This is a genomic window from Stutzerimonas chloritidismutans AW-1 (assembly GCF_000495915.1).
Classification (GTDB): domain Bacteria; phylum Pseudomonadota; class Gammaproteobacteria; order Pseudomonadales; family Pseudomonadaceae; genus Stutzerimonas; species Stutzerimonas chloritidismutans.
This window is the reverse complement of the sequence record NZ_AOFQ01000071.1, coordinates 59,962-70,000: the sequence shown is the minus strand read 5'-3', so window position 1 is coordinate 70,000 and position 10,039 is coordinate 59,962. Positions and strand designations below refer to the sequence as shown.

General features: G+C 57.0%; 6 protein-coding genes, 2 tRNA genes and 3 rRNA genes (1 of these 11 cut by a window edge). 10 read left to right on the top strand and 1 reads right to left on the bottom strand.

Annotated elements, in window-relative coordinates; all coding sequences use genetic code 11:
* From F753_RS49390 to rrf, 5 genes are all read left to right on the top strand, one after another.
* Positions 1–43: ribosomal RNA gene (locus F753_RS49390) — 16S ribosomal RNA — on the top strand; its annotated part reaches 1,033 nt to the left of the window's first position; the annotation flags it as partial.
* 91 nt (positions 44–134) lie between these two features.
* Positions 135–211 (top strand) — tRNA-Ile (locus F753_RS47050).
* Between the two features lie 30 nt (positions 212–241).
* A tRNA-Ala gene (locus F753_RS47045) sits at positions 242–317 on the top strand.
* A 255-nt stretch (positions 318–572) separates the two neighbouring features.
* A 23S ribosomal RNA gene (locus F753_RS47040) occupies positions 573–3,463 on the top strand.
* A 133-nt stretch (positions 3,464–3,596) separates the two neighbouring features.
* Positions 3,597–3,712, top strand: a 5S ribosomal RNA gene (rrf, locus tag F753_RS47035).
* Positions 3,713–4,142: 430 nt separating this feature from the next.
* Here rrf and F753_RS47030 read toward each other — a convergent pair.
* The gene (locus tag F753_RS47030; protein WP_031298422.1) at positions 4,143–5,537 is read right to left on the bottom strand and encodes a class II fumarate hydratase; all 1,395 of its coding nucleotides are present in this window, start codon (positions 5,535–5,537) and stop codon (positions 4,143–4,145) included.
* Positions 5,538–5,683: 146 nt separating this feature from the next.
* Here F753_RS47030 and F753_RS47025 point away from each other — a divergent pair, with 146 nt between their 5' ends.
* The 5 genes from F753_RS47025 (at position 5,684) to F753_RS47005 (ending at position 10,003) form a co-directional block, all read left to right on the top strand.
* Positions 5,684–6,190, top strand: a complete 507-nt coding sequence (locus F753_RS47025) for a DUF2059 domain-containing protein (protein ID WP_023447015.1) — start codon at positions 5,684–5,686, stop codon at positions 6,188–6,190.
* Positions 6,191–6,201: 11 nt separating this feature from the next.
* Positions 6,202–6,498 (top strand): BolA family protein, encoded by a 297-nt coding sequence (locus tag F753_RS49385; RefSeq protein ID WP_014820626.1) that lies wholly within the window; start codon positions 6,202–6,204, stop codon positions 6,496–6,498.
* 127 nt (positions 6,499–6,625) lie between these two features.
* Complete coding sequence (gene trhO / locus F753_RS47015; RefSeq protein ID WP_023447013.1) at positions 6,626–7,561, top strand: oxygen-dependent tRNA uridine(34) hydroxylase TrhO; 936 nt, start codon at positions 6,626–6,628, stop codon at positions 7,559–7,561.
* A 62-nt stretch (positions 7,562–7,623) separates the two neighbouring features.
* Positions 7,624–8,232: a DsbA family protein gene (locus F753_RS47010; RefSeq protein ID WP_280806674.1), complete on the top strand. Its 609-nt coding sequence runs from the start codon at positions 7,624–7,626 to the stop codon at positions 8,230–8,232.
* Positions 8,225–10,003, top strand: coding sequence for an ABC transporter ATP-binding protein (locus F753_RS47005; RefSeq protein ID WP_023447011.1), 1,779 nt, complete (start codon positions 8,225–8,227; stop codon positions 10,001–10,003). Before F753_RS47010 ends, F753_RS47005 begins: the two co-directional genes overlap by 8 nt.
* The last annotated feature ends 36 nt before the right edge of the window (positions 10,004–10,039 follow it).

Here is a 10,039-nt window from a genome sequence, read left to right as displayed (position 1 = left end):
ACAAGGTAGCCGTAGGGGAACCTGCGGCTGGATCACCTCCTTAATCGAAGACTTCAGCTTCTTCATAAGCTCCCACACGAATTGCTTGATTCACTAGCGAAAAGCGATTGGGTTTCGACCCGAGAGAGACGATTGGGTCTGTAGCTCAGTTGGTTAGAGCGCACCCCTGATAAGGGTGAGGTCGGCAGTTCGAATCTGCCCAGACCCACCAATTGTCATGGGATGTGGCCGATCTGTAGATGGGGCCATAGCTCAGCTGGGAGAGCGCCTGCTTTGCACGCAGGAGGTCAGCGGTTCGATCCCGCTTGGCTCCACCATTAACTCGAAAATCGCTGAAAGCTCAGAAATGAGTGCTGCTTGCATATCCTGTGATGTGTGAGGGTATTGATTTCTGGTCTTTGCGCCAGAACTGTTCTTTAAAAATTTGGGTATGTGATAGAAGTAGATTTGAGTGGTCACTTTCACTGGTGATTATTCAAGTCAAGGTAAAATTTGCGTGTTCTCTATGCAAATTTTCGGCGAATGTCGTCTTCACGTTATATAGACAGTAACCAGATTGCTTGGGGTTATATGGTCAAGTGAAGAAGCGCATACGGTGGATGCCTTGGCAGTCAGAGGCGATGAAAGACGTGGTAGCCTGCGAAAAGCTTCGGGGAGTCGGCAAACAGACTTTGATCCGGAGATGTCTGAATGGGGGAACCCAGCCATCATAAGATGGTTATCACACACTGAATACATAGGTGTGTGAGGCGAACCAGGGGAACTGAAACATCTAAGTACCCTGAGGAAAAGAAATCAACCGAGATTCCCTTAGTAGTGGCGAGCGAACGGGGATTAGCCCTTAAGCTTCTTTGATTTTAGCGGAACGCTCTGGAAAGTGCGGCCATAGTGGGTGATAGCCCTGTACGCGAAAAGGTCTTAGAAGTGAAATCGAGTAGGACGGAGCACGAGAAACTTTGTCTGAATATGGGGGGACCATCCTCCAAGGCTAAATACTACTGACTGACCGATAGTGAACCAGTACCGTGAGGGAAAGGCGAAAAGAACCCCGGAGAGGGGAGTGAAATAGAACCTGAAACCGTATGCGTACAAGCAGTGGGAGCCTACTTTGTTGGGTGACTGCGTACCTTTTGTATAATGGGTCAGCGACTTATTTTCAGTGGCGAGCTTAACCGAATAGGGGAGGCGTAGCGAAAGCGAGTCTTAATAGGGCGTCTAGTCGCTGGGAATAGACCCGAAACCGGGCGATCTATCCATGGGCAGGTTGAAGGTTAGGTAACACTGACTGGAGGACCGAACCGACTACCGTTGAAAAGTTAGCGGATGACCTGTGGATCGGAGTGAAAGGCTAATCAAGCTCGGAGATAGCTGGTTCTCCTCGAAAGCTATTTAGGTAGCGCCTCGTGTATCACTGCTGGGGGTAGAGCACTGTTTCGGCTAGGGGGTCATCCCGACTTACCAAACCGATGCAAACTCCGAATACCAGCAAGTGTCAGCACGGGAGACACACGGCGGGTGCTAACGTCCGTCGTGAAAAGGGAAACAACCCAGACCGTCAGCTAAGGTCCCAAAATCCTGGTTAAGTGGGAAACGATGTGGGAAGGCTTAGACAGCTAGGAGGTTGGCTTAGAAGCAGCCACCCTTTAAAGAAAGCGTAATAGCTCACTAGTCGAGTCGGCCTGCGCGGAAGATGTAACGGGGCTCAAACCAGGTACCGAAGCTACGGGTTCAACGCAAGTTGAGCGGTAGAGGAGCGTTCTGTAAGCCTGTGAAGGTCAGTTGAGAAGCTGGCTGGAGGTATCAGAAGTGCGAATGCTGACATGAGTAACGACAATGCGAGTGAAAAACTCGCACGCCGAAAGACCAAGGGTTCCTGCGCAACGTTAATCGACGCAGGGTGAGTCGGTCCCTAAGGCGAGGCTGAAGAGCGTAGTCGATGGGAAACGGGTTAATATTCCCGTACTTCTAGTTACTGCGATGGGGGGACGGAGAAGGCTAGGCCAGCAAGGCGTTGGTTGTCCTTGTTTAAGGTGGTAGGCAGAGATCTTAGGTAAATCCGGGATCTTAATGCCGAGAGCTGATGACGAGCTTTCTTTTAGAAAGCGAAGTGGTTGATGCCATGCTTCCAGGAAAAGCCTCTAAGCTTCAGGTAACTAGGAACCGTACCCCAAACCGACACAGGTGGTTGGGTAGAGAATACCAAGGCGCTTGAGAGAACTCGGGTGAAGGAACTAGGCAAAATGGCACCGTAACTTCGGGAGAAGGTGCGCCGGTGAGGGTGAAGTATTTACTACGTAAGCCCATGCCGGTCGAAGATACCAGGCCGCTGCGACTGTTTATTAAAAACACAGCACTCTGCAAACACGAAAGTGGACGTATAGGGTGTGACGCCTGCCCGGTGCCGGAAGGTTAATTGATGGGGTTAGCGCAAGCGAAGCTCTTGATCGAAGCCCCGGTAAACGGCGGCCGTAACTATAACGGTCCTAAGGTAGCGAAATTCCTTGTCGGGTAAGTTCCGACCTGCACGAATGGCGTAACGATGGCGGCGCTGTCTCCACCCGAGACTCAGTGAAATTGAAATCGCTGTGAAGATGCAGTGTATCCGCGGCTAGACGGAAAGACCCCGTGAACCTTTACTATAGCTTTGCACTGGACTTTGAATTTGCTTGTGTAGGATAGGTGGGAGGCTTTGAAGCGTGGACGCCAGTTCGCGTGGAGCCATCCTTGAAATACCACCCTGGCAACTTTGAGGTTCTAACTCTGGTCCGTTATCCGGATCGAGGACAGTGTATGGTGGGTAGTTTGACTGGGGCGGTCTCCTCCTAAAGAGTAACGGAGGAGTACGAAGGTGCGCTCAGACCGGTCGGAAATCGGTCGTAGAGTATAAAGGCAAAAGCGCGCTTGACTGCGAGACAGACACGTCGAGCAGGTACGAAAGTAGGTCTTAGTGATCCGGTGGTTCTGTATGGAAGGGCCATCGCTCAACGGATAAAAGGTACTCCGGGGATAACAGGCTGATACCGCCCAAGAGTTCATATCGACGGCGGTGTTTGGCACCTCGATGTCGGCTCATCACATCCTGGGGCTGAAGCCGGTCCCAAGGGTATGGCTGTTCGCCATTTAAAGTGGTACGCGAGCTGGGTTTAGAACGTCGTGAGACAGTTCGGTCCCTATCTGCCGTGGACGTTTGAGATTTGAGAGGGGCTGCTCCTAGTACGAGAGGACCGGAGTGGACGAACCTCTGGTGTTCCGGTTGTCACGCCAGTGGCATTGCCGGGTAGCTACGTTCGGAAGAGATAACCGCTGAAAGCATCTAAGCGGGAAACTTGCCTCAAGATGAGATCTCACTGGAGCCTTGAGCTCCCTGAAGGGCCGTCGAAGACTACGACGTTGATAGGTTGGGTGTGTAAGCGCTGTGAGGCGTTGAGCTAACCAATACTAATTGCCCGTGAGGCTTGACCATATAACACCCAAACAATTTGGCTGTTAGACGGAAAGTCGACAAACAAACCGAAAATCTGCACGAACACGCAATACCAATTCATCACATACCCGATTGGCTGCAGCGGCTAAACCCCGAGGCAGCAACTGAATTGCTTGACGACCATAGAGCGTTGGAACCACCTGATCCCTTCCCGAACTCAGTAGTGAAACGACGCATCGCCGATGGTAGTGTGGGGTCTCCCCATGTGAGAGTAGGTCATCGTCAAGCTCCTTTCCCAAACCCCCGACCCGCGTAAGCTGGTCGGGGGTTTGCTTTTGGGACAGAGAAAGGTATTGAACTATGGGGAGAGCATTTAGCGCGTGCCTAGGAAGTGCCTTCCACCAACCCTTCAATTGCATTGCTGCATTGCAAGCTTATAAAGTTCATTCAGGTCGGATGCTTTGGGGGTAGTGTTAAAAGAAGCCAGCCCCCGACAACCACGTAGCGTTCAGTCCTAACACCCCCGAAGTGCTGGAGCAGAGCCAGCCGTTGGGTCTTGGCCGGCACTAGCTAATGCTTGAGCTGGAGCCGCCCGCAGCTGTCGTCTAGATACATTGCTCTGGGCTGGGCTTAGGCAACCCCAGCCAGTACAGCGCGACCTAAAGTTGGCGGCAGGCGTGATGAGAGCACACAGCAGACAGACGCTTCCGCTACACCGTTATTCCCTTTGCCCCGCTTCAAGCATCGTCTCTGGCCGAACCCATTGATCGAACTCCTCGCTGGTAAGGTAACCAAGCTCCATGGCTGCTTCGCGCAATGTGGTGCCTTGCGCATAGGCCTTCTTGGCGATCTCAGCTGCCCGGTCATAGCCGATATGAGGATTCAGTGCGGTTACCAGCATAAGCCCGCGTTCCAGATGCTCGGCCATACGCGCCGGGTCCGGCTCTAATCCGGAAATGCAATGAGCGTTGAAGTTGCGGCATCCATCGGACAGCAGTTGGATCGATTGAAGCAGGTTATGAATGATCACCGGCTTGAATACGTTCAATTGCAGATGTCCTTGACTCGCTGCAAAGCTGATCGTCATGTCATTGCCCATGACCTGGCAAGCGAGCATTGATAAGGCTTCGCATTGGGTTGGATTGACCTTGCCGGGCATGATCGAACTACCTGGTTCGTTGGCTGGCAATCGCACCTCAGCGAATCCCCCGCGCGGACCGGAGCCGAGCAGACGAAGATCATTGGCCAACTTCATCAACGCGACGGCCAGCGTCTTCAGCGCACCGGACATCGCGACCAGCGGCTCATGTCCGGCCAGCGCGGCGAACTTGTTTGGGGCAGAGACGAAGGGGAGGCCCGAGAGAGCGGCCAGCTCCGCTGCGATGGCTTCGGCGAAGCCGTGCGGCGAGTTCAAACCGGTGCCTACCGCAGTACCCCCCTGCGCCAGTTCATAAACAGCCGGCAGGCACTGACGGATCGTGCGTTCGGCGATATCGAGCTGCGCGACGAACGCCGACATCTCCTGGCCGAAGGTAATCGGAGTTGCATCCATCAGATGGGTGCGTCCGGTCTTGATCAGCTTATTGTGTCGCACTGCAAGCTCTGCCAATCCACCGGACAGTTCTGCAATGGCAGGCAGCAGTTGGCTGTGCACGGCTTTGGCGGCCGCAATGTGCATCGCTGTCGGGAAGCAGTCGTTGGAGCTCTGCGCGCGATTAACGTGATCGTTCGGATGGACTGGCGCCTTGCCGCCTCGGTTGCCGCCCGCCAGCTCATTGGCGCGACCCGCGATCACCTCGTTGATGTTCATATTGCTCTGCGTGCCGCTGCCGGTTTGCCAGACGACCAGCGGAAACTGGTCGTCGTGCTGACCATGCAGAACCTCATCCGCGGCTTGCTCGATCAGGCGCGCGATGTCGGGCGGCAGATCACCAATTCGACTGTTTACACGCGCTGCAGCTTTCTTGATCAGCGCTAACGCATGCAGCACCTGGATCGGCATTCGCTCGCTACCAATCGCGAAGTTGCTCAGCGATCGCTGCGTCTGTGCGCCCCAGTAAGCCTGTTCCGGTACTTCGACTTGCCCCAGACTGTCGGTTTCTATACGCGTCATGCCATGCTCCTGCTCGATATTGCTGGTTAGGCTGCCCTGCGGCATCGGCAGTTCCGTAGCTTTGCCTTCGGCCGCTTGAGGCATTGGAACTCCGAGCACAGAATGTGTCCATTGAGGGCTACCTATAGCCAGCCCAAGGATTTCCAATGTCGACTTTTCGTGTCCAGACCCTGCGCGCTGCAGCGCTGTTCATCTGTATCACTTCATCGGCTTTTGCCGATAGTGCGAGCCATGCGGGAAGTGCAGAACGTTTTCTGCAGCTTGCCAATGCTGACCGGCTCGCCGTACCTGTTTATGCCCAAGTGCAGCAGATGTTTGCGCAGCGTTTTGCCGAAGCGCAGGCGCCAGATACCAAGAAGGCGCTGCTCGAGCGCTATCAGGCTCAGGCCAATACTGCTTTGGACAAGGCTATAGGGTGGGACAAGCTGAAGCCGGATCTGGTCGCTTTGTACACCAGCCAGTTCTCCGAAACGGAACTGAATCAGCTGATCGATTTTTATGAGTCGCCACTCGGCAAAAAGATGCTCAGCAAGCTGCCGGAGCTCAATGCTCGCTCGGCTCAGCTTACCCAGGTAAAGTTGGAAAGCGCGGTGCCGGAAGTAAATAACCTGCTGTCCGAGATGACGGCCGAACTCGAGAAACAGAAGCCTTAAGAGACCCTGCTATGCGCAAGCTCGATTTGATCCAAGACGCCCTGCAAGCCTTGCAGCCCGAGCACCTTGAAGTGCTCGATGAAAGCCACACACACAGTCGCGGGCAGGAAACACATTACAAAGCCGTGATCGTCAGCGAGCAGTTCACCGGACTGAATTCGGTCAAGCGCCACCAAAAGGCTTATGCCGCGATGGGGGCACTGATGCAACAGATCCATGCCCTTGCGCTGCATACCTATACGCCTGAGGAGTGGGCGCAACAAGGCACGGCCCCGGCATCACCGGTTTGTGCTGGTGGGCATAAATAGCGCGCCGTCTCGCACGGGACCATTCTTGCCGTTCTTTGTTAGACTTCCTCCCCGCGCCGGCCCACGCCGGCGCTTTCGTTTGTATCCGGTCCACCCTTTACGCGGGTGACCACTGGCGGAAGTACCCATGACACGAAAAATCGTTGTGGCAGCGCTGTACAAGTTCGTATCGCTGCCCGATTACGTTGCGCTGCGCGAACCCCTGCTCGAAACCCTCACGCACCTTGGCATCAAGGGCACCTTGTTGTTGGCCGAGGAGGGTATCAATGGCACGGTCTCCGGTACCCGCGAGGCCATCAATGCGCTGCTTGAATGGTTTCGGCTCGATGACCGCCTTACCGACATCGACCACAAGGAATCGTACTGCGACGAGCAGCCTTTCTATCGCACCAAGGTCAAGCTGAAGAAGGAGATCGTCACGCTCGGCGTTGAGGGTGTCGATCCGAATCGGCAGGTTGGAACCTATGTCGAGCCGCAAGACTGGAACGCGCTGATCGCCGATCCGGAAGTGTTGCTGATCGACACCCGTAACGACTACGAAGTGGCAATCGGTACGTTCGAAGGTGCGGTCGACCCGAAGACCAAATCGTTCCGAGACTTTCCTGACTACATCAAGGCTCACTACGACCCGGCAAAGCACAAGAAGGTCGCAATGTTCTGCACCGGCGGCATTCGCTGCGAGAAGGCGTCGAGCTATATGCTTGGTGAGGGCTTTGAGGAGGTTTATCACCTCAAGGGCGGCATCCTCAAGTATCTGGAGGAGGTGCCGGAGACGCAAAGTCGATGGCAAGGCGACTGCTTCGTGTTCGATAACCGCGTGACCGTGCGGCATGACCTCAGCGTCGGTGAGTTCGATCTGTGCCATGCCTGCCGCGCACCGCTATCCGTGGAAGATCGTCAATCGGAGCACTACGCTGCGGGTATCAGCTGTCCGCATTGCTGGGATACGTTAAGTGAGAAGACGCGCGCCGGCGCTCGCGAACGGCAGAAACAGATCGAGCTGGCGCGTCAGCGCAATCAGCCGCATCCCATCGGCCGCGACCCGCGAAAACTAGACCGCTGAGCCAACTGGCTGCTGCGCCAGCCTGCCATTGGAGTATCGAAGTGGCCCGACTGATCTATGTGATGGACCCAATGTGCTCCTGGTGCTGGGGATTCGCGCCGGTAATGACGGCGCTGGCCGAGCAAGCCGCGGCTCAGGGCGTATCGCTAGGGCTGAGGGTGGGCGGGCTGCGTCGCGAGCAGGGCGTTATGGATCAGGCAGGGCGGCAGCGCACGCTGTCCTACTGGCAGGCCGTGCACTCGGCGACAGGTCAGTCGTTCAATCTGGATAAGGGCTTGCCTGACGCGTTGATCTACGACACGGAGCGCGCTTGCCGTGCGCTTGTCGCTGCTCGCAGCCTCGATGAATCTCGCGTCTGGTCGCTGTCATTGGCGATTCAGCAGGCGTTCTACCAGCACGGGTTCGATGTGACCCTGCCAGCGGTGCTGGTGGACCTGGCCGAGACCGCAGGTCTTTCGCGGAGTCAGTTCGCCGAGCGTTATGACGACCCGGCCACCAAGGCAGCCACCGTGTCTGACTTTACCTGGGTCGAGAACCTCGGCATTGCCGGCTTCCCCACACTGCTGGCCGAGCACGAAGGGCAACTGGCGCTGGTCACCAACGGTTATCAACCGCTGTCTGCACTAAGCCCGCTACTGGAACGCTGGCTGGAGCGTAACGCCCATGCCTGACCAACTCAGCTGGGCAGAGATACGCCGGCTCGCATTGCACCATCGCAAAGCGCTGATCCTGGCGAATCTGGTTGCCGTGCTAGCGACGCTCTGCAGTGTGCCGATTCCGTTGCTGCTGCCGCTGTTGGTCGACGAGGTGCTGCTCGGAGCGGGCGACTCGGCGCTGCAGATCATGGATCGCTTTCTGCCTGCCAGCTGGGAAACCGCTGTCGGCTATATCGGGCTCATGCTCGGCGTGACCCTGGTATTGCGGTCTTCTGCGCTGGTGTTCAACGTGCTGCAGGCGCGCCTGTTCGCTCGGCTTTCGAAGGACATCGTTTATCGCATTCGCGTGCGGCTGATCGAGCGGCTCAAGCGCATTGCCCTGGCGGAATACGAAAGCCTCGGCGGCGGCACGGTGGCGGCGCACCTGGTCACCGATCTGGAGACCATCGACAAGTTCATCGGCGATACGCTCAGCCGTCTGCTGGTGGCCGTGCTGTCGATTTTCGGCACGGCGGCCATTCTGGTGTGGATGCACTGGCAGTTGGCGTTGTTGATTCTCCTTTTCAATCCGCTGGTGATCTACGCCACGGTGCAGCTGGGCAAGCGCGTGAAGCACCTGAAGAAGCTGGAGAACGACAGCACGTCGCGCTTCACCCAGGCACTCACGGAAACCCTCGACGCCATCCAGGAAGTGCGCGCCGGCAACCGGCAGGGATTCTTCCTCGGTCGCCTGGGTTTGCGCGCGCGGGAGGTACGCGACTACGCGGTTGCTTCGCAGTGGAAGACCGACGCGTCCAACCGTGCCAGTGGCCTGCTGTTCCAGTTCGGCATTGACGTGTTTCGCGCCGCGGCAATGCTCACTGTGCTGTTTTCCGATCTGTCGATCGGCCAGATGCTGGCGGTCTTCAGCTACCTCTGGTTCATGATCGGTCCGGTGGAGCAACTGTTGAGCCTGCAGTACGCCTTCTACGCAGCTGGCGGTGCGCTGGGCCGCATCAACCAGCTGCTGGCGCGGGCGGACGAGCCGCAGTACGCCGGAGGACGCGATCCTTTCGCCGGCCAGACGACGGTGGCGATCGATGTACGAGGTCTGCGCTTTGCCTATCAGGATGAACCGATTCTGGAAGGGCTTGATCTCAGCATCGCGCCGGGCGAGAAGGTCGCAATCGTCGGAGCCAGCGGTGGCGGCAAGAGCACCCTGGTGCAACTGCTGCTGGGCCTCTATCAGCCGCAGGCCGGGCAGATCCAGTTCGGCGGCGTGGCGCTTGAAGAGATCGGGCTGGGCACTGTGCGCGACAACGTTGCAGTGGTGCTGCAGCACCCTGCGTTGTTCAACGACAGCGTGCGAGCCAACCTGATGATGGGCCGCGAGCGAGATGACGACGCCTGCTGGCGGGCGCTGGAGATCGCTCAGCTGGCTGACACCATTCGTCAATTACCGAACGGTCTGGACAGCATCGTCGGCCGTTCCGGCGTGCGTCTGTCCGGCGGTCAGCGGCAGCGCCTGGCCGTAGCACGCATGATCCTGGCCGAGCCGAAGGTCGTGATTCTCGATGAAGCCACCTCTGCGCTGGATGCGGCGACGGAGTATGCCTTGCACCAAGGCCTCAATCGTTTCCTTCAGGGGCGTACGACGCTGATCATTGCCCATCGCCTGTCGGCGGTGAAACAGGCGGATCGTGTACTGGTCTTCGACGGTGGCCGCATCGCCGAAGACGGCGGCCACCAGCAGCTCATCGCCGAGGGTGGGCTTTACGCTCGGCTCTATGGGCACCTGCAGCACTAGCTGTCGCAGGCACGTCATTCACCCGCAGCGGGTCAC